The organism is Klebsiella sp. 141251 (assembly GCF_050600725.1).
In the GTDB taxonomy this organism is placed as follows: Bacteria; Pseudomonadota; Gammaproteobacteria; order Enterobacterales; family Enterobacteriaceae; genus Klebsiella; species Klebsiella aerogenes.
Genome location: NZ_JAQIRG010000002.1, coordinates 450,740 through 474,266, shown reverse-complemented (window position 1 = coordinate 474,266; position 23,527 = coordinate 450,740). Strand labels below are relative to the sequence as shown.

Annotated in this window: 18 protein-coding genes and 1 pseudogene; 11 read left to right on the top strand and 8 right to left on the bottom strand. The window is 57.0% G+C overall.

Features of this window, described 5'->3' with window-relative positions; genetic code table 11:
- Positions 1 to 23: 23 nt before the first annotated feature.
- From narI to PGR09_RS06815, 6 genes are all read right to left on the bottom strand, one after another.
- Positions 24 to 704 carry a respiratory nitrate reductase subunit gamma gene (narI, locus tag PGR09_RS06840; RefSeq protein ID WP_045394095.1) on the bottom strand — a complete coding sequence of 227 codons (681 nt, stop codon included), beginning with the start codon at positions 702 to 704 and terminating at the stop codon, positions 24 to 26.
- Positions 701 to 1,396, bottom strand: coding sequence for a nitrate reductase molybdenum cofactor assembly chaperone (narW, locus tag PGR09_RS06835; RefSeq protein ID WP_045394098.1), 696 nt, complete (start codon positions 1,394 to 1,396; stop codon positions 701 to 703). Before narW ends, narI begins: the two co-directional genes overlap by 4 nt.
- Positions 1,396 to 2,940 (bottom strand): nitrate reductase subunit beta, encoded by a 1,545-nt coding sequence (narH, locus tag PGR09_RS06830; RefSeq protein ID WP_047048682.1) that lies wholly within the window; start codon positions 2,938 to 2,940, stop codon positions 1,396 to 1,398. The genes narW and narH overlap by 1 nt, the downstream gene beginning before the upstream one ends.
- On the bottom strand, positions 2,937 to 6,677 hold the full coding sequence (locus PGR09_RS06825) for a nitrate reductase subunit alpha (protein WP_430915963.1): 3,741 nt from the start codon (positions 6,675 to 6,677) through the stop codon (positions 2,937 to 2,939). The genes narH and PGR09_RS06825 overlap by 4 nt, the downstream gene beginning before the upstream one ends.
- A 113-nt stretch (positions 6,678 to 6,790) precedes the next feature.
- Entirely contained in the window at positions 6,791 to 8,173 is a 1,383-nt protein-coding gene (locus tag PGR09_RS06820; RefSeq protein ID WP_430915962.1) for a NarK family nitrate/nitrite MFS transporter, read from the bottom strand.
- 180 nt (positions 8,174 to 8,353) lie between these two features.
- Entirely contained in the window at positions 8,354 to 8,935 is a 582-nt protein-coding gene (locus PGR09_RS06815) for a TetR family transcriptional regulator (RefSeq protein ID WP_316422347.1), read from the bottom strand.
- Between the two features lie 121 nt (positions 8,936 to 9,056).
- Here PGR09_RS06815 and PGR09_RS06810 point away from each other — a divergent pair, with 121 nt between their 5' ends.
- Complete coding sequence (locus PGR09_RS06810; protein ID WP_063415991.1) at positions 9,057 to 10,547, top strand: MFS transporter; 1,491 nt, start codon at positions 9,057 to 9,059, stop codon at positions 10,545 to 10,547.
- Between the two features lie 2 nt (positions 10,548 to 10,549).
- Here PGR09_RS06810 and PGR09_RS06805 read toward each other — a convergent pair whose 3' ends face one another.
- Positions 10,550 to 11,347, bottom strand: coding sequence for an IclR family transcriptional regulator domain-containing protein (locus PGR09_RS06805; protein WP_047048665.1), 798 nt, complete (start codon positions 11,345 to 11,347; stop codon positions 10,550 to 10,552).
- A 209-nt stretch (positions 11,348 to 11,556) separates the two neighbouring features.
- Between PGR09_RS06805 and PGR09_RS06800 the strand changes: the two are divergent.
- The 7 genes and pseudogenes from PGR09_RS06800 (at position 11,557) to PGR09_RS06770 (ending at position 17,806) form a co-directional block, all read left to right on the top strand.
- Positions 11,557 to 12,719: pseudogene (locus tag PGR09_RS06800) on the top strand (muconate cycloisomerase family protein).
- 12 nt (positions 12,720 to 12,731) lie between these two features.
- Entirely contained in the window at positions 12,732 to 13,022 is a 291-nt protein-coding gene (catC, locus tag PGR09_RS06795) for a muconolactone Delta-isomerase (RefSeq protein WP_015366454.1), read from the top strand.
- Between the two features lie 69 nt (positions 13,023 to 13,091).
- Complete coding sequence (catA, locus tag PGR09_RS06790; protein ID WP_430915961.1) at positions 13,092 to 14,018, top strand: catechol 1,2-dioxygenase; 927 nt, start codon at positions 13,092 to 13,094, stop codon at positions 14,016 to 14,018.
- Positions 14,019 to 14,129: 111 nt separating this feature from the next.
- Complete coding sequence (locus PGR09_RS06785; protein ID WP_045394118.1) at positions 14,130 to 15,512, top strand: Rieske 2Fe-2S domain-containing protein; 1,383 nt, start codon at positions 14,130 to 14,132, stop codon at positions 15,510 to 15,512.
- Positions 15,512 to 15,997, top strand: coding sequence for a benzoate 1,2-dioxygenase small subunit (benB, locus tag PGR09_RS06780; protein WP_015366457.1), 486 nt, complete (start codon positions 15,512 to 15,514; stop codon positions 15,995 to 15,997). Before PGR09_RS06785 ends, benB begins: the two co-directional genes overlap by 1 nt.
- 9 nt (positions 15,998 to 16,006) lie before the next feature.
- The gene (benC, locus tag PGR09_RS06775; protein WP_047067681.1) at positions 16,007 to 17,023 is read left to right on the top strand and encodes a benzoate 1,2-dioxygenase electron transfer component BenC; all 1,017 of its coding nucleotides are present in this window, start codon (positions 16,007 to 16,009) and stop codon (positions 17,021 to 17,023) included.
- Positions 17,024 to 17,032: 9 nt separating this feature from the next.
- Positions 17,033 to 17,806, top strand: coding sequence for a 1,6-dihydroxycyclohexa-2,4-diene-1-carboxylate dehydrogenase (locus PGR09_RS06770; protein WP_430915960.1), 774 nt, complete (start codon positions 17,033 to 17,035; stop codon positions 17,804 to 17,806).
- Here the strand turns inward: PGR09_RS06770 and yddG are convergent.
- Positions 17,803 to 18,681, bottom strand: coding sequence for an aromatic amino acid DMT transporter YddG (yddG, locus tag PGR09_RS06765; RefSeq protein WP_047064740.1), 879 nt, complete (start codon positions 18,679 to 18,681; stop codon positions 17,803 to 17,805). The two genes, PGR09_RS06770 and yddG, sit on opposite strands and share 4 nt — an antisense overlap.
- A 224-nt stretch (positions 18,682 to 18,905) precedes the next feature.
- Between yddG and fdnG the strand changes: the two genes are divergently transcribed.
- Genes fdnG through fdnI form a run of 3 tightly spaced genes read left to right on the top strand, consistent with a single transcriptional unit; the run spans position 18,906 to position 23,498 of the window.
- Positions 18,906 to 21,953 (top strand): formate dehydrogenase-N subunit alpha, encoded by a 3,048-nt coding sequence (gene fdnG / locus PGR09_RS06760; RefSeq protein ID WP_088389858.1) that lies wholly within the window; start codon positions 18,906 to 18,908, stop codon positions 21,951 to 21,953.
- 11 nt (positions 21,954 to 21,964) lie between these two features.
- On the top strand, positions 21,965 to 22,849 hold the full coding sequence (gene fdxH, locus PGR09_RS06755; protein WP_045394130.1) for a formate dehydrogenase subunit beta: 885 nt from the start codon (positions 21,965 to 21,967) through the stop codon (positions 22,847 to 22,849).
- Positions 22,842 to 23,498: a formate dehydrogenase-N subunit gamma gene (gene fdnI / locus PGR09_RS06750; RefSeq protein WP_047048649.1), complete on the top strand. Its 657-nt coding sequence runs from the start codon at positions 22,842 to 22,844 to the stop codon at positions 23,496 to 23,498. The genes fdxH and fdnI overlap by 8 nt, the downstream gene beginning before the upstream one ends.
- Positions 23,499 to 23,527 lie beyond the last annotated feature (29 nt).

The window sequence follows — 23,527 nt, the reverse complement described above, 5'->3', positions numbered from 1 at the left end:
TGAATGATAAAAGCCGCTGGCTTTCAGCGCCGGGAGCGTACCACCTGGTAGCGGCGGGTGAAATACTCTATCGGCGCGCTCCAGACGTGAACCAGCCGGGTGAACGGGAAAATAAGGAAGATAGTCATCCCCAGCACCAGATGGACGCGGTACACCCACGCGACGCCGTCCAGATGCGCCGATGCGCCGCCGTGGAAGGTGACTACCGCCTGCGCCCAATCTACCAGTTTCAACATTTCGCTGCCGTCCGGATGCTGGGCGGAGAACGGAATAGTCGTCAGCCCCAGCGCGCACTGAATCAGCAGAATGCACAGGATCAGGATATCCGCAGTGGTGGAGGTGGCGCGAATGCGCGGGTTGGTCAGACGACGCACCAGCAGGCCTATGCCGCCGACCAGGGTCAGCACGCCGCAGACGCCGCCCAGCACCATCGCCATCACCTGTTTCTGCGACATCGGCAGGAACCATGAATAGACCCAGTGCGGCGTCAGCATCCCGAAGAAGTGGCCGAAGAAGATGCCGAGGATGCCGATATGAAATAAGTTCGACCACAGCACCATGCCCCGTTTATCGAGCATCTGGCTGGATGACGCGCGCCAGGTATACTGACCGTAGTCATAGCGCAGCCAACTGCCCACCAGGAATACGGTGCCGCAGAGATAAGGGTAGATATCGTAAAAGAAGACGTTTAAGTACTGTATCATTTCGGGCCTCCGGCGCGGATGTCGACGTACTGCGGCGCCACATCCTGGCTAAAGCGTCGTTGATAAGCTTGCATTGGCGAGCTATCGCAAGCGGTTGCATTATCTTCAATAAACTTCACCTGTTCTTCTTCCCACACCGCATCCAGCGCCTGGCGCGTGTCGTCACGCTTCTCACTCGCTACCTGCCTGGTGACACTGTCACTATTGAGTGGGCTATCCGCCAGCGTGAGGAGGGCGTCAAAGAGTTGATAGTAATCGCATTCGCGCTGCTTTAAGCGTCCACCGAGCAATGCCAGAATGGGCGCGACGTTCTGCAGTCCTTCACGGGCATCGGCCAACGGGAGAGTGCTGAGATACTCAAGATATAAAGGCAGGTGGTCCGGGAGTTCGCGACAATCGATCTGCAGACCCGCCTGTTCATACTGATTCATCAGATCGACCATCGCCTGGCCGCGGTCGCGCGATTCGGCGTGAACGTGTTCAAACAGCAGCAGCGAGGTGGCGCGACCGCGCTCAAACACCTCACACCATTCGGCCTGACGGTCGAGCAGCGGCGCCGCCAGTAATCGCGTAACAAACGGCGTCAGGGCGGGCGCATCGGCGCTGACCAGCGCCAGCGCCTCCTCGCGGTTATCCCACAGCGCGTCGTCGGGATACTCCAGCAGTAAAGCGATGACTTTGAGAAGCCGCATTACTCTCCCTCCCCATGTCGACGAACGTCTCCCACATCAATCGCGTCGATGCGCCGACTGTTGAACAGGTTGAATTTAGTATCAGAACCATGGCAACCATCGCCGAAGGTAAAACCGCAGCCGTTGCGTTCAGGGAAGGCGTCTTCCGCCAGTTCGCGGTGGCTGGTGGGGATCACGAAGCGGTCTTCGTAATTGGCGATCGCCAGGTAGCGATACATCTCTTCCACCTGCTCGACGCTGAGGCCCACTTCTTCAATGGCGCGGGTATCGGTCACGCCTTCAACGGTTTGCGAACGTTTGTAATGGCGCATCGCCATCATGCGTTTTAACGCGCGCAGGACCGGGCCGGTATCGCCGGCGCTCAGCAGGTTCGCCAGATACTGTACCGGTATACGCAGGCTTTCGACCGCTGGCAGGATATTGCCGTTACTCGGCAGGCCGCCGGCGTCGGCGACGGACTGAATCGGCGACAGCGGTGGGACGTACCAGACCATCGGTAAGGTACGGTATTCCGGATGCAGCGGCAGCGCCAGCTTCCAGTCCATTGCCAGTTTATACACCGGTGATTGTTGCGCGGCTTCGATCACGTTATGCGGAATACCCTGCTTCAACGCCTCTTCGATGACCGCCGGGTCGTTAGGGTTGAGGAACACCTCGCACTGGCGCTCGTAGAGGTCGGTTTCATGTTCGGTACTGGCCGCCTCTTCGATGCGGTCCGCGTCGTACAGCAGTACGCCAAGATAGCGGATGCGGCCGACGCAGGTTTCGGAGCACACCGTCGGTTGCCCGGACTCAATACGCGGATAGCAGAAGATGCATTTTTCCGATTTGCCGCTCTTCCAGTTAAAGTAGATTTTTTTGTACGGACAACCGCTGATGCACATCCGCCAGCCGCGGCATTTATCCTGGTCGATCAGCACGATGCCGTCTTCTTCGCGCTTGTAGATAGCGCCGCTTGGGCAGGTCGCCACGCAGCTCGGATTAAGGCAATGTTCGCAAAGACGCGGCAGATACATCATGAAGGTGTTTTCAAACTGGCCGTACATCTCTTTTTGCATCGCTTCGAAGTTGCGGTCTTTGGCGCGTTTTTCAAACTCGCCGCCGAGCAGTTCCTCCCAGTTTGGCCCCCAGCTGATTTTATCCATCCGTTCGCCGCTAATCAGCGAACGCGGACGGGCGGTAGGCAAGTATTTGCCTTCCGGCGCGTTGTGCAGGTGCTGATAATCGTAGGTAAAGGGTTCGTAATAATCGTCAATCTGCGGCAGCACCGGGTTAGCGAAAATCTTCGACAACACGCTGACGCGGTTGCCCAGACGGGGAGTGAGCTTGCCGCTGATACCGCGGATCCAGCCGCCTTGCCACTCGTCCTGATCTTCCCAGTTTTTGGGGTAACCGATACCGGGCTTGGTTTCCACGTTGTTGAACCACGCATATTCCATCCCTTCGCGGCTGCTCCAGACATTTTTACAGGTGACGGAGCAGGTATGGCAGCCGATGCATTTATCCAGATTCAGCACCATTCCGACTTGTGAACGTATTTTCATTTTTTCGCCTCCTGTACCTGGTCGCGACCTTCGCCATCCAGCCAGTCAATGTTTTTCATTTTGCGGATCATAATGAACTCGTCGCGGTTGGAGCCGACGGTGCCGTAGTAGTTAAAGCCGTAAGCCAGTTGGGCGTAGCCGCCAATCATATGCGTGGGTTTTGGACAGACGCGGGTGACGGAGTTGTGGATGCCGCCCCGACGACCGGTCACCTCCGAACCTGGGATATTCATAATGCGTTCCTGGGCGTGATACATCATGGTCATGCCCGGCGGCACGCGCTGGCTCACCACCGCACGCGCGGTGAGGGCGCCGTTGGCGTTGAAGGCTTCAATCCAGTCGTTATCTTCAATCCCCAGTTCTTTTGCGTCGGTTTCGCTTAGCCAGACGATGGGTCCGCCGCGCGACAACGTCAGCATCAGCAGGTTTTCGCTATAGGTCGAGTGGATACCCCATTTCTGATGCGGGGTCAGGAAGTTGAGCGCTTTTTCCGGGAAGCCGTTTGGCGGCACGTCCTTCATCTGGCTGACGCTGCGCGTATCGATAGGTGGGCGATAGGCCACCAGACTTTCGCCGAAGGCGCGCATCCAGGGATGATCCTGATAGAGCTGTTGCCGCCCGGAGAGGGTGCGCCACGGGATCAGTTCGTGAACGTTGGTATAACCGGCATTATAAGAGACATGTTCGCTTTCCAGACCAGACCACGTTGGGCTGGAGATGATCTTGCGCGGCTGCGCCTGAATATCGCGGAAGCGGATTTTCTCATCCTCTTTATTCAGCGCCAGATGGGTGTGGTCGCGGCCGGTAAATTCTCCCAGCGCTTGCCAGGCTTTCACCGCCACCTGGCCATTGGTTTCCGGCGCCAGGCTCAAGATGACTTCACTGGCGTCGATCGCGCTGTCGATGCGCGGGCGGCCTTTGGCCGGACCGTCGGGCTTGACGTAGTTGAGTTTACCGAGGAAGTCGACTTCGTTTTGCGTATTCCACGAAATGCCTTTACCGCCGTTGCCGAGCTTATCGAGTAGCGGCCCCAGCGAGGTGAAGCGCTCCCAGGTGGCCGGGTAGTCACGTTCAACCAGCGCAATTGACGGCGCGGTTTTGCCTGGAATGAGATCGCATTCGCCCTTGCGCCAGTCGAGGACATCAAACGGCTGTGACAGCTCCGCCGGAGAGTCATGCTGCAGCGGCACCAGTACCACATCGGTCTCTTTATCAAGGTGGCCGACGCATACTTCAGAGAAACTTTTCGCAATGTCCTTGTAGATTTCCCAGTCGCTTTTCGCCTCCCATGCCGGGTCGACGGCGGCGGAAAGCGGGTGGATAAACGGGTGCATGTCCGAAGTGTTCATATCGTCTTTTTCGTACCAGGTGGCGGTCGGCAGGACGATATCTGAGAACAGGCAGGTACTGGACATGCGGAAATCGAGGGTCACCAGTAGATCGAGTTTGCCCTCAATCGCCGCGGTCTGCCACTCGACTTCCTCAGGCTTCACGTCAGCGGTGGCGCCAAACTCCTCGCCCTGAATACCGTTATCGGTACCGAGCAGGTACTTGAGCATGTACTCATGGCCCTTACCGGACGATCCCAGCAGGTTCGAACGCCAGATAAACAGGTTGCGCGGGTGGTTGTTGCCGCTATCCGGCTGCTCGGCGGCAAAGCGAATATCGCCTGCTTTTAACGACTGGACGGTGAACTCTGCGGGGGACAGCCCGGCAGCGTCGGCCTGCTGCTTGATGCTCAGCGGGTTAACGTTAAGCTGCGGCGCGGAGGGCAGCCAGCCCATGCGCTCGGCGCGAACGTTGAAGTCGATCATATGGCCGCTGAATTTGCTGGCGTCGGCCAGCGGTGAGAGCAGCTCCTGAGCGGTTAGTTTTTCGTAGCGCCACTGGCTGGCGTGGTTGTAGAAATAAGAGGTACTGTTCATCTGCCGCGGTGGACGAGTCCAGTCCAGCGCGAACGCCAGCGGCAGCCATCCGGTCTGCGGGCGCAGTTTCTCCTGGCCGACATAGTGCGACCAGCCGCCGCCGCTCTGGCCGACGCAGCCGCAGAATACCAGCATGTTGATCATCCCGCGGTAGTTCATATCCATGTGGTACCAGTGGTTCACACCGGCGCCAAGGATAATCATCGAACGGCCATGGGTTTTATGCGCCGTATCGGCGAACTCGCGGGCGATTTGCTCGATATGGTGACGCGGCACGCCGGTGATCTGTTCGGCCCACGCCGGGGTATAGGCTTTGACATCCGCGAAGTCACGCGCGGCATTGGCATCGTCAAGACCGCGATCCAGACCGTAGTTCGCCAGCACCAGGTCATACACGCTCACTACCAGAGCGTTTTCACCACTGGCTAACGGCAGCTGTTTCGCTGGCAGTTGATGAAGCGTTACCGGCTCCTGCTTCACGCTGCGAAAATGCGGGTTTTCATTGCCGCCGAAGTAGGGGAAGCCGACCGACACCACGCTATCGTGTATATCCAGCAGCGACAGTTTTAAGTCAACGTCACGGCCGTTAGCCCGCTGTTCGAGATTCCATTTGCCTTTTTCGCCCCAACGGAAGCCGATGGATCCGTTCGGCGCGACCAGTTCGCCGTCGGCGTTAAAGGCGACGGTTTTCCATTCCGGGTTATTACTTTCTCCCAGTCCGTTAAGCAGGTCAGCGGCGCGTAGCATACGGCCCGGCGCATAGCTGCCGTCGTCACGACGGTCGAGCATCACCAACATTGGCATATCGGTATAGGTACGGCAGTAGTTGAGAAAGTAATCGCTCGGATTATCGAGGTGGAAAGTTTTGAGGATCACGTGGCCCATCGCCATCGCCAGCGCGCTGTCGGTACCTTGCTTCGGCGCCAGCCACTGGTCGCAGAGCTTGGCGACTTCCGAATAGTCCGGAGTAATGGCGATGGTTTTGGTGCCCTTGTAGCGCACTTCGGTGAAGAAGTGGGCGTCCGGGGTTCGCGTCTGCGGGACGTTTGAACCCCAGGCAATAATGTAGCTGGAGTTGTACCAGTCAGCGGATTCCGGTACGTCGGTCTGTTCGCCCCAGGTCATCGGCGAGGCGGGCGGCAGATCGCAATACCAGTCATAGAAGCTCAGACAGGTGCCGCCGAGCAGCGATAAATAACGGGTGCCCGCGGCGTAGGAGACCATCGACATCGCCGGGATCGGCGAAAAGCCCGCGACGCGATCCGGACCGTAGTTTTTAATGGTCCAGACGTTGGCCGCGGCGATCAGTTGATTTAACTCTTTCCAACTGGAGCGAACAAAGCCGCCTTTACCGCGAATTTCTTTGTAGCTGCGGGTTTTCAGCGGGTCCTGCATGATGCTATCCCAGGCCTGTACCGGGTCGGGATGCTGTGTCAGGGCTTCGCGCCACAGCTCAATCAGCCGTTTACGCGCCAGCGGGTACTTCAGGCGGTTGGCGCTGTAGAGATACCAGGAGTAGCTGGCGCCGCGCGGGCAGCCGCGCGGTTCGTGGTTTGGCAGGTCCGGTCGGGTGCGCGGATAATCGGTTTGCTGGGTTTCCCAGGTGACCAGGCCGTTTTTGACATAAATTTTCCAGCTACAGGAGCCGGTACAGTTCACACCGTGCGTGGAGCGGACAATTTTGTCGAATTGCCAGCGTTGCCGGTAGCTATCTTCCCAGTCACGGTTGTTGTCGTAGACCTGACCGTGGCCGTTGGCAAAGGTCTCGCGTTTCTGCTTAAAGTAGCGAAAGCGATCCAGTAATTTACTCATGACATTTCTCCTGCTCCGATGATGTCCGGCATCGTGCCACCCGGCCGGATGAGCGAACGAACTCGTAGGCCGGATAAGGCGTAAGCCGCCATCCGGCAGATAAATCGTTATGGTTAGGCGGGTTTACGGCGGCCATAGACCAGCCAGGTCACCAGCACGCAAACCACATAGAAGACAAAAAAGACTTTCATCGCGCCCACCGGCGAGCCGGTCATGGCCAGAGAGGTCCCGAAGGCTTTTGGAATAAAGAAACCGCCAATGGCGCCGATTGCGGCGATAAAACCGAGCGCGGCGGCGGTATCGGTCACCGCTTCGTGCTGGGCCTGTTCGTCGCTGCCGCCGCGCTTTTTCACGCTATCGATGGTGAGCTGGCGGAAAATCACGGCGATCATCTGGAAGGTGGAGCCGCTACCGAGACCGGCGGTTAAGAACAGGCCCATAAACACCACGTAGAAGGCGAAGAAGCTGCCGGAACCGGAGCCCGGCAGGGTGAGGAAAAGCAGGCCGGTAAAGACCGCCATCAGAATGAAGTTGACCAGCGTCACCCGTACGCCGCCCAGGCGGTCGGAAATGATACCGCCGAAGGAGCGCGCCAGCGCGCCGATAAACGGGCCGAAGAAGGCCAGTTTCAGAATATCGACATCCGGAAACTGGGTTTTCGCCAGCATCGCGAAGCCGGCGGAGAAGCCGATAAACGAGCCGAAGGTCGCCAGATACAGCAGGCTTAACAGCCACATATGCGGACGCTTCAATACCGGTAACTGATCGCGAATCGAGGCTTTGGAACTGGCAATATCGTTCATACCGAACCACGCGAAAATGGTGGCGATGACCAGTAACGGCACCCACAGCAGCGGTGAGTTGCCAAGCCACAGCATGGCGCCGCCTGGTTGCTCAACGCCGCGGACGCCCAGGAAGGTAAAAATCGGCAGAAAGATAAAAATGGGCGAGACCAGTTGCATCACGCTGACCCCGAGGTTGCCGAGACCACCGTTGATGCCTAATGCGCTGCCCTGTTTAGCCTTGGGGAAGAAGAAGCTGATATTGCCCATGCTTGAGGCAAAGTTGGCGCCGGCAAAACCACACAGTAACGAAATAGCGATAAATACCCAGTACGGAGTAGTTGGATTTTGCACTGCCAAACCCAGCCATAAACAGGGAATCACCAGAATAACCGTGCTAATAACCGTCCAGTAACGCCCACCCATTATAGGTACCATAAAGGAGTAGGGGACGCGTAATATTGCGCCGGAAAGTGAAGGTAGCGCCGTTAATAAAAAAAGCTGGTCGGTTGTGAAATTAAAACCCACTTTATTGAGATTGACCGCGACCGCGCTAAATAACATCCAGACGCAGAAGGCGAGTAACAGACAAAATACGGAAATCCATAAGTTCCTGCGTGCGATGGCTTTTCCTTTATTTTCCCAGAAGGCTTCATTTTCTGGTCGCCAATCTTTTAAAAGATAATGATTCTTTTTATCACCTTCTATCGACATAACACCCTCACTAAAGCGTACGAGATCAAAAGGATAAATAAAAAAACAGCTGAAGTTGTGCAGGCTGGAATTAAGGCTCAGCTGTTTTTAATAATTGTATTGTTTGAGAATAGATAAGAATCGAGACGTGAAAGAATTCACGCCGGCAATGAAGGGTGGTCAATTGTTACTAAATGTAACCTAAGCCTGAGGGAGTTCCAGCGCGATATAATGTTTTAAGTAACGGGTAAATGCCGCATCGTCAATGGCTTGCATCCCCAACGCGTAAATGCCATCCAGCCCGCAAACCAGGGCAATCAGACGCCAGGCGATATTTTCTGCCGTATCCTGCGGCTGAAATTCACCGGCTTCGGCGCCGCGGTTAATCGCCGTGACCGTTTCATCATGCCACATGCTCATGGTCAGCAGATACGCGGCCTTAATTTCCTCATCGCTATCGGACAAAATCTGCGCTTCCCGCCACAGGCGTATATAGGGCTCGAGACGGCCATCTTCGCTGCCGAGTAATGAAAACAGGCGTTCGCTCCAGGAGGCGTCATCGGTCAGCAGCTGAATATCGAGCATTTCGCGGATCAAGCGGATAAAGGCCTGCGCTTTTAGCTCGCCGGTCGAGGCAAAATGATGATGTAACTGACCTGCGGCGACGCCGGCTTCGCTGGCTATCTGGCGTACGGTCATGGCGCTGAAGCCGCCATTTAGCGCCACTCGCATGGCGGCCTGCATGATAACTTCCCGACGCGCTTCCCGATTTAAATAGTGCATAGCGACCCGTAACAAAGAGGTGATGGGATGATGGTAACAAAAAGTTGGACAGACGTTCAACAATCCGGCAGGATCGCAATCCTGGACGCGTGTCCAATTTCGAAAATTGAGGAAAAGTAGTATGTCTCGGCAATGGTTAACGCTGATGGCGATTTTGCTGGTTTATATCCCGGTAGCAATTGACGCAACGGTGCTGCATGTGGCCGCCCCGACGCTCAGCGTCGCGCTTGGCACCAGCGGCAACGAGCTACTGTGGATCATTGATATCTATTCGTTGGTGATGGCCGGTATGGTGCTGCCGATGGGCGCATTGGGCGATAAAATCGGCTTTAAGCGCTTATTGCTGCTCGGTAGCGCAATTTTTGGTATCGCTTCGCTGTGCGCCGCGCTGTCGCCGTCGGCGATAACGCTGATTATTTCCCGCGCGCTGCTGGCGGTTGGCGCGGCAATGATTGTGCCGGCGACGCTTGCCGGGATCCGCGGCACTTTCGCCGAAGCCAGCCAGCGTAACATGGCGCTGGGATTATGGGCCGCGGTGGGATCCGGCGGCGCGGCATTTGGCCCGCTGGTGGGCGGCATGCTGCTGGAACACTTCTACTGGGGATCGGTGTTCCTGATCAACGTGCCAATCGTGCTGCTGGTCATTGCCATCAACGCTAAGGTTGTGCCCCGTCAGCCCGCCCGCCGCGAGCAACCGCTGAATCTGCCGCAGGCGCTGATCCTGATTGCGGCCATTCTGATGCTGGTGTTTAGCGCTAAGTCGGCGCTAAAGGGGCAGCTGGCGCTGTGGCTAATCGCGCTGGTGGCTATCGGCGGGGCGGCCATGTTGACCTGGTTTGTCCGCAAACAGCTGTCGATGCCGACGCCGATGGTGGATATGCGTCTCTTCACCCACCGCATTATTTTAAGCGGGGTGATGATGGCGATGACCGCGCTCATTACGCTGGTTGGTTTTGAATTGCTGATGGCGCAGGAGCTACAGTTCGTGCATCAGAAAACGCCGTTTGAAGCCGGGTTGTTCATGCTGCCGGTGATGGTCGCCAGCGGCTTTAGCGGGCCGATTGCCGGAATGCTGGTATCGAAACTAGGGCTGCGGCAGGTGGCGACCGGCGGTATGTTGCTGAGCGCTTTAAGCTTTTTGGGACTGTCGATGACCGACTTCAGCACGCAACAGTGGCAGGCGTGGGGGTTAATGACGCTGCTGGGCTTTAGCGCCGCCAGCGCGCTGCTGGCGTCAACGTCGGCGATCATGGCGGCAGCGCCGAAAGAGAAGGCGTCGGCGGCAGGCGCCATTGAAACAATGGCCTATGAATTGGGCGCGGGGCTCGGTATTGCGCTGTTCGGCCTGATTCTGACCCGTAGCTACAGTTCGGCGATTGAACTGCCTGCCGGGATTGGCGGTGAGGCAGCGGTACAGGCCTCATCGTCCATCGGCGAGGCGATGAAGGTGGCGCAATCGCTCCCCGCGATACCGTCAGATTCACTAATCGCGGCGGCGAAAACCGCGTTCATCAGCGCCCATAGCATTTCCCTGGCGACGGCTGGCGTTCTGCTGTTGTTACTGGCGCTGGGGATCTGGCGCGGGCTGGCCAATACGCCGGCGCCACGGTAATGTCATAGCTGAAGAGAAAGCTCCATCGCCGCACGGCGCAGCGGCGCCAGGGCTTTCTCCTTCAGCGCCGCGGCGCTCATCGAAGAGGCGGGGACGCCAACGTTGAGCGCTGCCACCACCTGGCCGCTACGCGACAGCAGCGGTACCGCAAGCGAGCATAATCCAACTTCAATTTGCCTGTCCGCCAGCGCATAGCCCTGCATGCGAACTTTGGCGATTTCCGCGCGCAGTGCCGCGGGATCGCACAGGGTATACGGGGTGTAGCGCATCAGATGTGCGCGTGACAGCGTCACTTCTAGTTGGTCTTCGGGCAACGCGCTCAGCAATACCCGTCCCATTGAGGTTGTCCATGCCGGGAGGCGGCTGCCGCGGCCCAGATCGACGCTGAGCAAGTTATTGACCGCCGCGCGGGCGATATACAGTACGTTGTCGCCATCAAGCGTGGCGGCGGAGCAGCTTTCACCTAACGTCTTACCAAGATTGTCCAGCGCCGTTTGCGCCACCTTCGCCAGCGGGGTTCCTGCCAGATAGGCGTGGCCCACTGCCAGCACGCGCGGCAGCAGTTCATAGCTGCGGCCGTCCGGGCTATGCACCATCCCCAGCGCCGCCAGGGTATACAGGCAGCGGCGCACCGCCGCGCGAGAAATTTGCGTTTTTTGACTTAACTGCGAAATGGTCAGCCGCTGGCGCTGGGGAGTAAAAGCATTGAGCACCTCCAGCCCGCGGGCGAGTGACAGCATAAAATTGGGGTCGTGCTCGGCCTGCCTGGCGCTCAGCGTAGTGTGGGTATTGTCGCTCATTGCATCTTTCTCCGTTGCAACGTAAAGCTCACGGGGAATCACTATACCGCGCGCAAACCAGGGTGCGGCGAATTGTGCCTGTTTTACCACCTCGATCACATTATTAACCGCAATTTAACAAGCGTGCCGATAATCGCACAACATTTCGATTATCGCCGTTGACCATCCGCCAGGCTGGACCCTATTGTCAAAGCACAGACATCCCCGTTATGGATGTGGGTACAAAAAGTTATGCATCTTTCAGGAACAAAAAATGACTGCGACCGTAGAACGCATTGAGAGCTGGTTAGTGGATGTACCGACTATCCGGCCACATAAATTATCGATGACCACCATGGGCTGCCAGACGCTGGTCATCGTGCGCATTACCCGTTCCGATGGCGTATGCGGTATCGGTGAAGCGACGACCATCGGCGGGCTGAGCTACGGCGTCGAGAGCCCGGAGGCTATCTCATCGGCCTTGACCCACTATCTGACGCCGCTGCTGAAAGGGCAGCCGGCGGATAACCTGAATGCGCTGACGGCGCGTATGAATAGCGCCATTAGAGGCAATACTTTCGCAAAATCTGCCATTGAAACCGCACTCCTTGATGCCCAGGGCAAAGCTTTAGGGCTACCGGTATCGGCACTGCTCGGCGGCGCGCTGCAAACGTCGTTGCCGGTGCTGTGGACGTTAGCCAGCGGCGATACCGCGAAAGATATTGCCGAAGGGGAAAAGCTGTTAGCCGAGCGCCGTCATCAGGCATTCAAGCTGAAAATTGGCGCACGGGAATTAGCCACCGATCTCCGCCATACCCGCGCCATTGTGGAAGCCTTAGGCGATCGCGCCAGCATTCGCGTTGACGTTAATCAGGCCTGGGACGCCGCGACCGGCGCGAAGGGCTGTCGCGAGCTGGCGGCGATGGGGGTCGATCTCATCGAACAGCCGGTGAGCGCGCAGGACAATGCAGCGCTGGTGCGCCTGAGCCAGCAAATCGAAACCGCGATCCTGGCGGATGAAGCGGTCGCGACCGCTTACGATGGTTACCAACTGGCGCACCAGGGCTTTACCGGCGCTTACGCGCTGAAAATCGCCAAGGCGGGCGGGCCGAATAGCGTGCTGGCGCTGGCCCGCGTCGCGCAGGCGGCGGGGATTGGCCTGTATGGCGGCACGATGCTGGAAGGGACCGTGGGGACCGTTGCTTCTCTGCATGCCTGGTCGACATTGCCGCTGCAGTGGGGAACCGAGATGTTCGGCCCGTTGCTACTCAAAGACGATATCGTCAGCGTGCCGCTGACCTTTGCCGACGGTCAGGTGGCGTTGCCGCAAACGCCAGGGCTTGGTGTGGAGCTGGATGAAGACAAGCTGCGCTTCTATTCCCGTAAAGCATAACAGGAGAAAATAATGCTATTTAAAGTTGATATGACCGTTAATATTCCGATCGGGTTTCCTGCCGCCGAAGCGGATGAAATTAAACAACGCGAAAAAGCCTATTCGCAACAATTACAACGTGAAGGCAAGTGGCGACATATTTGGCGCGTCGCCGGTCTTTACGCCAATGTCAGCATTTTCGATGTAAAAGATGCCGAAGAGTTGCATCAAATTTTAATGGGATTGCCGTTATATCCATTCATGGATATTCGCGTAGAGGCGCTGTGCCGTCATCCCTCGTCTATTCGTGAAGACGATAGCTAATAATAATAAAACATGACCTCATGCCGGGGTCACCCGGTAAATATCCTACAACGATAAGAGAGAATAATTATGAGTAATGCTTTCGTACAACAAGAAGCCGTGCAGAAATTATTACGTGAAGGCGCGGGTTTAAATGTTCCAGGCGGTAACGAACGTTTTAAAGCCATTGTCCACCGTTTGCTGGAGAATATCTGCACGCTGATCGATGACTATAACGTCACAGAAGAAGAGTTCTGGCATGCGGTGAACTATTTGCACGAGCTGGGTGGGCGCCAGGAAGCGGCGCTGCTGGCGGCGGGGCTGGGTCTTGAGCACTTCCTCGACCTGCGTCAGGACGCAATCGACGCGGCGGCGCATCGTGAAACCGGCACCCCTCGCACCATCGAAGGGCCGCTGTATGTGGCCAATGCGCCGCTGGCCGACCGCCATGCCCGCATGGATGATGGCACCGACGCCGGCGAAGTGATGTGGCTGCACGGCCAGGTTAAAGATAGCCAGGGCCAGCCGATCGCTAACGCCATCGTTGATATCTGGCACGCCAATACCCTGGGTAATTACTCGTTCTTCGATCAGAGCCAGAGCGACTACAACCTGCGTCGTCGTATTCGCACCGGCGCCGATGGCCGCTATAGCGTGCGCAGCATCATGCCATCCGGCTACGGCTGCCCGCCGGATGGTCCAACCCAGAAGTTGCTGGATCAGTTAGGCCGCCACGGCAACCGTCCGGCGCACATTCACTTCTTCGTCTCCGCGCCGGGGCATAAACATCTGACCAGCCAGATCAACCTCAGCGGCGACAAATACCTGTGGGATGATTTTGCCTTTGCCACCCGCGATGGACTGATTGCCGACCCGGTGAAAGTGAGCGACCGCGAGACGATTGCACTGCGTGAACTGGACGGCGAGCACACCGAAGTGCGCTTTGATTTCACCCTCTGTAAAGCGCTGAGCCCCGACGAAGAGCACCGCGGCACCCGTCTGCGCGCCAAAGAGTAATCTGCTTTAGCGGCCCCGGCCACGCTGATGGCCCGGGCCGCGCTCTACACCCGATAATCACCACATTTGCCAAATATCTTTAATCCTGAATTCTGCAGGAGGAGTTAACTCATGCAAAAAACGCTATCAGCGCTTAAAGACAAAATTAACAACGCGTTAATTGTCGACCGTGAAAATCATATTTACCGTTGCCACCGCTCTATATTTACCGATCAGCAGTTATTTGATTTTGAAATGAAACATATCTTCGAAGGTAATTGGGTGTTTCTCGCCCATGAAAGCCAGATTGCCGAGCCGGGAGATTATTATACCCTGACGCTGGGACGGCAGCCGGTTATTATTACTCGCGATAAAAAGAATGAATTGCATGCATTAATTAATAGCTGTGCCCACCGCGGCGCCATGTTATGTCGACGCAAAACCGGGAATAAAAATTCGTTTACCTGTCCGTTCCACGGCTGGACCTTCAGCAATAACGGCAAATTATTAAAAGCCAAAGATGAGAGCACCGGCGCTTATCCTGACACCTTCAAACATGAAGGGTCTCACGATCTGCAAAAATTGCCGCGTTTTCAGTCTTACCGCGGTTTCTTATTCGGTAGCCTCAATGCGGACGTGCAGCCGCTGGAGGAGTATCTCGGCGAAACCCGCAAAATCATCGATCTGATCGTCGATCAGGCGCCGGAAGGACTGGAAGTGCTGAAGGGATCGTCGAGCTACGTTTACGAAGGCAACTGGAAGCTGGGCGCGGAGAACGGCGCCGATGGTTATCACGTCAGCGTGGTGCACTGGAATTACGCCTCAACCATGTCACGCCGCAACTATGAAGCGGAAGGGACGCATGCGGTTGACGCCAACGGCTGGTCAAAGAGCGTCGGCGGCGGCTACGGATTTGACAACGGCCATATGTTGCTGTGGACCCGCGCGTTGAACCCGGAAGTGCGCCCGGTCTATGCCCACCGCGACCGTCTGCAGGCGGAGTTCGGTGAACTGCGCGCCGACCAGATGGTTAATGAAACCCGCAACCTGTGCCTGTATCCCAACGTCTACCTGATGGATCAGTTTTCTACCCAGATCCGCGTAATCCGCCCGATTGCGGTCGACAAAACCGAAGTCACCATCTGGTGTTTTGCGCCGAAAGGGGAATCAGACCAGGCCCGGGCGTTACGCATCCGCCAGTACGAAGATTTCTTTAACGTCAGCGGAATGGGGACGCCGGACGATCTGGAAGAGTTCAGCGCCTGCCAGCGCGGCTATCTTGGCGAAAATCTGGCATGGAGCGACCTCAGCCGCGGCGCGCTACGTTGGGTCGACGGCCCGGATGAACACGCCAGGCACGCGGGTTTTACGCCGCGGCTAAGCGGGGTGAAATCGGAAGATGAGGCGCTGTATATTGCCCATCATCACCACTGGCAAACGGTCATGCTGGCGGCGCTGGAACAGGAACAGCAACGCTACAACCAGTCCATTACCCAGCGCGTGGAGGTGGCCTGATGCTGAATCTCGAACAAGTTCGTCAGTTTCTCTATTACGAAGCCCGCCTGTTGGATGACCGTCAGTGGGATGAGTGGCTGAGTTGTTACAGCCCGCAGGTGGTCTACTGGATGCCGGCATGGGGCGACGATGACCAGCTGACGCGCGACCCGCAAAAAGAGATTTCACTTATCTACTACCCCAACCGTGAAGGACTGGAGGATCGTGTCTATCGCATTAAAACCGAACGTTCCGGCGCCAGCACGCCGGAGCCGCGTACCACGCACATTATCAGCAATGTCGAGCTGATGGGCGAGAGCGATGAGGGGCTTGCGGTGCGCTACAACTGGGTCACCTGGAGCCATCGCTATCAACACACGGATGCCTATTTCGGCTCTACCTGCTGCACGCTAATTGAGCAGGACGGCAGGCCGCAGATCGTTCGTAAAACGGTACGCCTGAATAACGACTATATCCGTCAGGTCATCGACGTTTACCACATTTAAGAGGCGCTTATGACTTTTAATATTGCTCTTAATTTTGAGGACGGCATTACGCGATTTATTCAATGCAATGCCGGAGAGAAGGTGCTGGATGCGGCCTATCGCCAGAAGGTAAACCTGCCGATGGACTGTTCTGACGGCGTTTGCGGCACCTGCAAATGTCACTGCGCCAGCGGTGAATACGACCTGGGGGAGGATTATCTCGACGAGGCGTTAAGCGACGACGAGGCGCAGGCTCGCCAGGTGCTGACCTGCCAGATGGTCCCAACCAGCGACTGTGTGATCGACGTGCCGGTGGCCGCCGCGCAGTGTAAAACCGCGCTGACGAACACCGGGGCGCAGGTACGACAGGTGAATTTACTGTCCGATACCGCTATCGAACTGGTGGTCGCGCTGGATGAACCGCTGGCTTTTCTGCCGGGGCAATATATCAACATTCAGGTACCGGGCACGCCTCATGTGCGCGCCTACTCATTTAGCTCGTTGCCGGGTTCTCTCGAAGGGCGCTTTCTGATCCGTAACGTGCCTGGCGGCATGATGAGCCAGTGGTTAACCCAGCAGGCGCGGCCCGGCGACCGCCTGACCCTCAGCGGCCCGATGGGCAGCTTCTATTTGCGCAGTGGCGAACGCCCGCTGCTCATGCTGGCGGGTGGCACCGGGCTGGCGCCGCTGCTGTCCATGTTACACACCCTGCAGACACAGGGTAGCCCGCGTTCGGTGACGTTACTGTACGGGGTGACCCGTGACGACGATCTGGTGAAAACCGACGCGCTGGATGCGTTTAAACAGCAACTGACGGGATATCGCTGGCTGCCGGTAGTGGCGGATGAAAGCAGTTCCTGCCCGCAGCGCGGCTTTGTGACCGAACATCTCGATGACGCGATGCTGAATAACGGCGACGTTGACATCTATCTTTGCGGACCGCCGCCGATGGTGAATGCGGTCGCCACGGCGCTGCGCGAACGAGGAATTTCCCCGGCAGGGTTCTGGTATGAAAAATTTATCGCCAGCCAGAGCGCGGCGGCGTAAGGAGACATGATGCGTTTTACCAATAAAATCGTCGCTATCACCGGCGCGGCGCAGGGCATTGGTCGCCAGACCGCGGAACAGGCGGCAACTGAAGGCGCCGCCCTGTTGCTGATTGACCGCTCGCCTTACGTACATGAACTGGCTGCCGTTTTAGCCCTGGCCGGAAGTCAGGTACTGGCGCTGGAGGCTGACCTTGAGCAGTGGCAGAGTACTGAACAGGCGTTTGCCGCCGGGGTCGCGCATTTTGGCCGCCTCGACGTGCTCATCAACAACGTCGGCGGCACCATCTGGGCGCGACCTTTCGCCGAGTATCAGCCAGAACAAATTGAGAAAGAGATCCGCCGCTCGCTGTTCCCCACCTTGTGGGGCTGCCGCGCGGCGCTCCCCTGGATGCTGAAGCAGGGGAAAGGCAGCATCGTCAATATCTCGTCGGTGGCGACGGCAGGGGTGAACCGGGTGCCTTACTCGGCGGCGAAAGGCGGCGTTAACGCGCTGACCCGGTCTATCGCTATGGAGTACAGCGGCAGCGGCATTCGGATTAACGCCGTCGCGCCGGGCGGTACGGAGGCGCCGCCGCGCCTGACGCCGCGCAATGAAGAGCAGCCGAGCGAGCAGGAAAAGGCGTGGTATCAGCAGGTTGTCGATCAGACGGTGGCGAGCAGCCTGATGCGCCGTTACGGCACGCTGGCGGAACAGGCGAATGCGATCCTGTTTCTCGCCAGCGATGAGGCCAGCTATATCACCGGCGTGACGCTACCGGTGGCGGGCGGCGACCTCGGCTAACGGCGGGTGGCATACCAGCAGAGCAGGGAGCCGAGACATACCATCCCGGCCCCCTGCCAGAATGACCATGAGAGCGCGGCGCTGAGCAGCACCGCCGCCAGCGCGGAAGAGAGCACCGGCGTAAAGTACGACGCCGCCGCCAGCAGGCTGACGTTGCCGTGCAGGATGCCAACGTTCCACGCCGCGTAGGCCAGCCCCAGCGCCACGGAGACCGTAATCAGCTTAATGACCACCGGCCAGCTAAACAGCATCGGCGGCTGCGCGCTGGCCAAAAACTTCAGCCACAGGGTCAGCGCCGTTAATAAGACGAAGAGGGTAATGCCATTTTTGCCTTTGGCATATTTCGCGGTAACCGTGCAGTACGCCGCCCAGATAAACGCGCCGATAAATGCCAGAAAATAGCTCAGCGGGCTGGAGATGACGTTATTGATAATTTCATCGAGGTTAAGTCCGTGTTCGCCGCCAAGCACCCAGCTCACGCCGAACAGCGCCAGCAATAAGCCGGGGATCACCAGCCAGCTGCTTTTCTGACCGTTAAAAAGAATGGCGAATAAAATGGTCAGGCTGGGCCACAGGTAATTGACCATTCCCACTTCAATGGCCTGCTGGCGGGTGGCGGCGAAGCCCAGCGACAGGGCGAGGCAGATCTCATAGCTGACAAACAGCACGCTGCCGGCCAACAGATAGCGGCGCGGGATCTGGCGCAGGTTGGGAAAGCCGACGGTAAAAATGAGCAGCAGGCCGCTGAGACTATAAATCATCGCCGCGCCGCCGACAGGACCTAGCCCTTCGCTAACGCCGCGAATCAAGCCGACCATCGTGCTCCATAATATAATGGCGGCGAAGCCTATTGACGTCGCTCTCTTTTTTTCCATGTTTAACCTGATAGTGACTCAAACGCAGCAAGAATTTATAACATCTTTTCGCTCCCGGCGGTCGATCTTTTCCGTAGCGCATAACTCTTTGGGGTTAGTCAAACTCGTCGCCGATGACTCTTTAGAGGGCTAGCGTGGGCGACCTTGATTTGACGCAATAAAAAAAGGGACATTGCTGTTAGTTTCCTCCGCGCGATGAACAAACATCCTGCATGGAGGAATCAATGGACGTCAGCCGCAGAAAGTTTTTTAAAATCTGCGCAGGCGGTATGGCCGGAACAACAGCTGCCGCACTGGGCTTCGCCCCGAAAATGGCGCTGGCTCAGGCACGCAATTTCAAATTGCTGCGCGCAAAAGAGATCCGCAACACCTGCACTTACTGCTCCGTGGGCTGCGGGCTATTAATGTATAGCCTGGGCGACGGCGCGAAAAACGCCAAAGAAGCGATTTATCATATCGAAGGGGATCCGGATCATCCGGTAAGCCGCGGCGCGCTGTGCCCGAAAGGCGCCGGTCTGCTGGACTACGTCCACAGTGAAAATCGCCTGCGGTATCCGCAATACCGCGCTCCGGGTTCGGATAAATGGCAGCGCATCTCCTGGGATGAAGCTTTTAACCGCATCGCCAAATTGATGAAAGCCGACCGCGATGCCAACTTTATTGAAAAGAACGAGCAGGGCGTGACGGTTAACCGCTGGCTTTCCACCGGGATGCTGTGCGCCTCGGCGGCGAGTAATGAGACCGGCATGCTGACGCAAAAATTTGTGCGCTCGCTCGGCATGCTGGCGGTAGACAACCAGGCGCGCGTCTGACACGGACCAACGGTAGCAAGTCTTGCTCCAACATTTGGTCGCGGTGCGATGACCAACCACTGGGTTGATATCAAAAACGCAAACGTCGTAATGGTGATGGGCGGCAACGCCGCGGAAGCGCATCCGGTGGGATTCCGCTGGGCGATGGAAGCGAAGAACAATAACGATGCTACGCTTATCGTCGTCGACCCACGCTTTACGCGTACCGCGTCGGTGGCCGATATCTATGCGCCAATTCGTTCCGGTACCGACATTACGTTCCTGTCGGGCGTGCTGTTGTACCTTATCGAAAATAATAAGATTAATGCCGAGTACGTAAAGCATTACACCAATGCCAGCCTGCTGGTACGGGATGATTTTACCTTCGAAGATGGCCTGTTCAGCGGCTACGATGCGGAAAAGCGCCAGTATGATAAATCGTCCTGGAACTACCAGTTCGATGAAAATGGCTACGCGAAACGCGATGAAACGCTCAGCCATCCGCGCTGCGTGTGGAATCTGCTCAAGCAGCACGTTTCCCGCTACACGCCGGAAGTGGTTGAAAACATCTGCGGTACGCCGAAAGAAGACTTCCTCAAAGTGTGCGAGGTGCTGGCTTCAACCAGCGTCGCGGATCGCACCACCACCTTCCTGTATGCTCTGGGCTGGACGCAGCACACCGTCGGCGCGCAGAACATACGCACCATGGCGATGATCCAACTGCTGCTCGGCAACATGGGCATGGCTGGCGGCGGCGTCAACGCGCTGCGCGGACACTCCAATATTCAGGGGCTGACCGATTTGGGTCTGTTGTCGACCAGTCTGCCGGGTTATTTGACGCTGCCGTCCGATAAACAGAGCGATCTGCAAAGTTATCTTAGCGCCAACACGCCGAAAGCGACGCTGGCCGACCAGGTGAACTACTGGAGCAACTACCCGAAATTCTTCGTCAGCCTGATGAAATCGTTCTACGGCGATGCGGCGCAGAAAGAGAATGACTGGGGCTTCAACTGGTTGCCGAAATGGGATCAGGCCTACGACGTCATCAAGTACTTCAATATGATGGATAACGGCAACGTCACCGGCTATATCTGCCAGGGCTTCAACCCGGTTGCGTCCTTCCCGGACAAAAACAAAGTGGTGCGTAGCCTCAGTAAGCTGAAATATATGGTGGTTATCGATCCGTTGGTGACCGAGACCTCGACTTTCTGGCAGAACCACGGCGAGTCTAATGATGTCGACCCGGCTACGATTCAGACCGAAGTCTTCCGTCTGCCATCGACCTGCTTTGCCGAAGAAGACGGTTCGATCGCCAACTCCGGTCGCTGGCTGCAGTGGCACTGGAAAGGCCAGGACGCGCCGGGCGAAGCACGCAACGATGGCGAAATTCTTGCCGGGATCTATCACCGTTTGCGTGAGCTGTACCGTCGCGAAGGCGGTAAGGGCGCGGAACCGCTGCTGAAAATGAGCTGGAGTTATAAGCAGCCAGATCATCCGGAATCGGAGGAGGTTGCAAAAGAGAACAACGGCTACGCGCTGGCGGATCTCTACGATGGCAATGGGGCGCTGCTGGCGAAAAAAGGACAGTTGCTGAATAGCTTCGCACTGTTGCGCGATGACGGCAGCACCGCGTCATCTTGCTGGATCTACACCGGCTGCTGGACCGAGCAGGGTAACCAGATGGCGAATCGCGATAACGCCGATCCTTCTGGGCTTGGCAATACGCTGGGCTGGGCCTGGGCCTGGCCGCTCAACCGCCGCGTGCTGTATAACCGCGCATCGGCCGATATTAACGGTAAACCTTGGGATGCGAAGCGAATGCTGATCCAGTGGAACGGCAGTAAGTGGGTCGGTAATGATATTCCGGACTTCAATACCGCGCCGCCGGGGAGCAACACCGGGCCGTTTATTATGCAGCAAGAGGGGCTTGGGCGCCTGTTTGCGCTCGATAAACTGGCGGAAGGGCCGTTCCCTGAACACTACGAGCCGATGGAAACGCCGCTTGGCACCAACCCGCTGCACCCGAATGTGGTCTCCAGCCCGGTAGTGCGTTTATACGAAGATGACGCTATTCGCTTAGGTAAGAAGGATAAGTTCCCGTATGTCGGTACTACCTATCGCCTGACCGAACACTTCCATACCTGGACCAAGCATGCGCTGCTTAATGCGATTGCGCAGCCGGAACAGTTTGTCGAAATCAGCGAAGGGCTGGCGAAAAGCAAAGGTATCGTCAACGGCGACTGGGTGAAAGTCAGCAGCAAGCGCGGCTTTATTCGCGCGGTTGCCGTGGTGACCCGCCGACTGCGCACGCTGAACGTCAACGGCCAGCAGGTAGAAACCGTCGGTATCCCGCTGCACTGGGGTTTTGAAGGCGTGGCCCGTAAAGGTTACATCGCCAACACCCTGACGCCTAACGTCGGCGATTCCAACTCGCAAACGCCGGAGTATAAGGCGTTTTTGGTCAACATCGAGAAAGCGTAAGGAGCGATTAAATGGCGATGGAAACACAAGACATTATTAAACGCTCCGCGACTAACCAGATGACTCCCGCGCCACGCGCGCGGGACTATAAGGCAGAAGTCGCCAAGCTTATCGATGTCTCCTCCTGCGTAGGCTGTAAAGCCTGCCAGGTGGCCTGTTCCGAGTGGAATGACATTCGCGATGAAGTGGGGCACTGCGTCGGCGTGTACGACAACCCGGCGGATCTCAGCGCTAAATCCTGGACGGTAATGCGTTTTAGCGAGACCGAACAGAACGGCAAGCTGGAGTGGCTTATCCGCAAAGATGGCTGTATGCACTGCGAAGAGCCGGGTTGCCTGAAAGCCTGCCCGTCCGCCGGGGCGATCATTCAGTATGCCAACGGCATCGTCGATTTCCAGCAGGAAAACTGCATCGGCTGCGGCTACTGCATTGCCGGGTGTCCGTTTAATATCCCGCGCCTCAATAAAGAGGATAACCGGGTCTATAAATGCACCCTGTGTGTGGATAGGGTCAGCGTTGGTCAGGAACCGGCATGCGTGAAAACCTGTCCTACCGGCGCTATCCACTTCGGCACGAAAAAAGAGATGCTGGAAGTGGCGCAGGAGCGGGTGGCTAAGCTTAAAAAACGCGGTTATGCCAACGCCGGGATCTACAACCCGCAGGGCGTAGGCGGCACCCACGTGATGTACGTGCTGCATCATGCCGACCAGCCGGAGTTGTATCACAAGCTGCCGAAAGCGCCGCAGATCGATACCAGTATCAATCTGTGGAAGGGGGCGCTGAAACCGCTGTCGGCGGCGGGCTTTATTGCCACCTTTGCCGGGCTGATTTACCACTACATCGGTATCGGGCCGAACAAGGAAGTTGATGACGATGAGGAGGAACATGATGAATAAATCGAAAATGATAGTGCGCACCAAATTTATCGACCGCGCCTGTCACTGGACGGTGGTTATCTGTTTCTTCCTGGTGGCGCTGTCGGGGATTTCGTTTTTCTTCCCGACGCTACAGTGGTTGACGGAAACCTTCGGCACCCCGCAGATGGGGCGTATCCTGCACCCGTTTTTCGGGGTGCTGATTTTTGTCGCGCTGATGTTTATGTTTGTGCGTTTTGTCCACCACAATATCCCTGATAAACAGGATATCCCCTGGCTGAAAGGCATTGTGGAGGTTCTGAAAGGCAATGAACATAAGGTCGCGAGCGTCGGTAAATATAACGCCGGGCAGAAGATGATGTTCTGGACCATTATGAGCATGATTTTTGTGCTGCTGGTGACCGGGGTGATTATCTGGCGCCCGTATTTTGCGGACTATTTCCCGATTCCGGTTATCCGTTACAGCCTGCTGATACACGCTACTTCGGCGATTATCCTGATCCACGCGATCCTCATTCATATGTATATGGCATTCTGGGTGAAAGGGTCGATTAAAGGCATGATTGAGGGTAAGGTCAGCCGCCGTTGGGCGAAGAAACATCACCCGCGCTGGTATCGCGATGTCGAACGCCTGGAAGCGCAAAAAGAGAGCCGTGAGGGAATGAAGTAAGCCTTTATGGGGTAAACCCGCCCCGGTGA

Bases quoted from the DNA above. Each gene is read 5' to 3' on its own strand.
- PGR09_RS06810 (WP_063415991.1), top strand. From the start codon at position 9,057: ATGTCTCGGCAATGGTTAACGCTGATGGCGATTTTGCTGGTTTATATC.
- PGR09_RS06805 (WP_047048665.1), bottom strand. From the start codon at position 11,347: ATGAGCGACAATACCCACACTACGCTGAGCGCCAGGCAGGCCGAGCAC.
- narW (WP_045394098.1), bottom strand. From the start codon at position 1,396: ATGCGGCTTCTCAAAGTCATCGCTTTACTGCTGGAGTATCCCGACGAC.
- benB (WP_015366457.1), top strand. From the start codon at position 15,512: ATGCTGAATCTCGAACAAGTTCGTCAGTTTCTCTATTACGAAGCCCGC.
- narI (WP_045394095.1), bottom strand. From the start codon at position 704: ATGATACAGTACTTAAACGTCTTCTTTTACGATATCTACCCTTATCTC.
- fdnI (WP_047048649.1), top strand. From the start codon at position 22,842: ATGAATAAATCGAAAATGATAGTGCGCACCAAATTTATCGACCGCGCC.
- catC (WP_015366454.1), top strand. From the start codon at position 12,732: ATGCTATTTAAAGTTGATATGACCGTTAATATTCCGATCGGGTTTCCT.
- benC (WP_047067681.1), top strand. From the start codon at position 16,007: ATGACTTTTAATATTGCTCTTAATTTTGAGGACGGCATTACGCGATTT.
- PGR09_RS06770 (WP_430915960.1), top strand. From the start codon at position 17,033: ATGCGTTTTACCAATAAAATCGTCGCTATCACCGGCGCGGCGCAGGGC.
- PGR09_RS06820 (WP_430915962.1), bottom strand. From the start codon at position 8,173: ATGTCGATAGAAGGTGATAAAAAGAATCATTATCTTTTAAAAGATTGG.
- PGR09_RS06785 (WP_045394118.1), top strand. From the start codon at position 14,130: ATGCAAAAAACGCTATCAGCGCTTAAAGACAAAATTAACAACGCGTTA.
- yddG (WP_047064740.1), bottom strand. From the start codon at position 18,681: ATGGAAAAAAAGAGAGCGACGTCAATAGGCTTCGCCGCCATTATATTA.
- fdxH (WP_045394130.1), top strand. From the start codon at position 21,965: ATGGCGATGGAAACACAAGACATTATTAAACGCTCCGCGACTAACCAG.
- PGR09_RS06815 (WP_316422347.1), bottom strand. From the start codon at position 8,935: ATGCACTATTTAAATCGGGAAGCGCGTCGGGAAGTTATCATGCAGGCC.
- PGR09_RS06825 (WP_430915963.1), bottom strand. From the start codon at position 6,677: ATGAGTAAATTACTGGATCGCTTTCGCTACTTTAAGCAGAAACGCGAG.
- narH (WP_047048682.1), bottom strand. From the start codon at position 2,940: ATGAAAATACGTTCACAAGTCGGAATGGTGCTGAATCTGGATAAATGC.
- catA (WP_430915961.1), top strand. From the start codon at position 13,092: ATGAGTAATGCTTTCGTACAACAAGAAGCCGTGCAGAAATTATTACGT.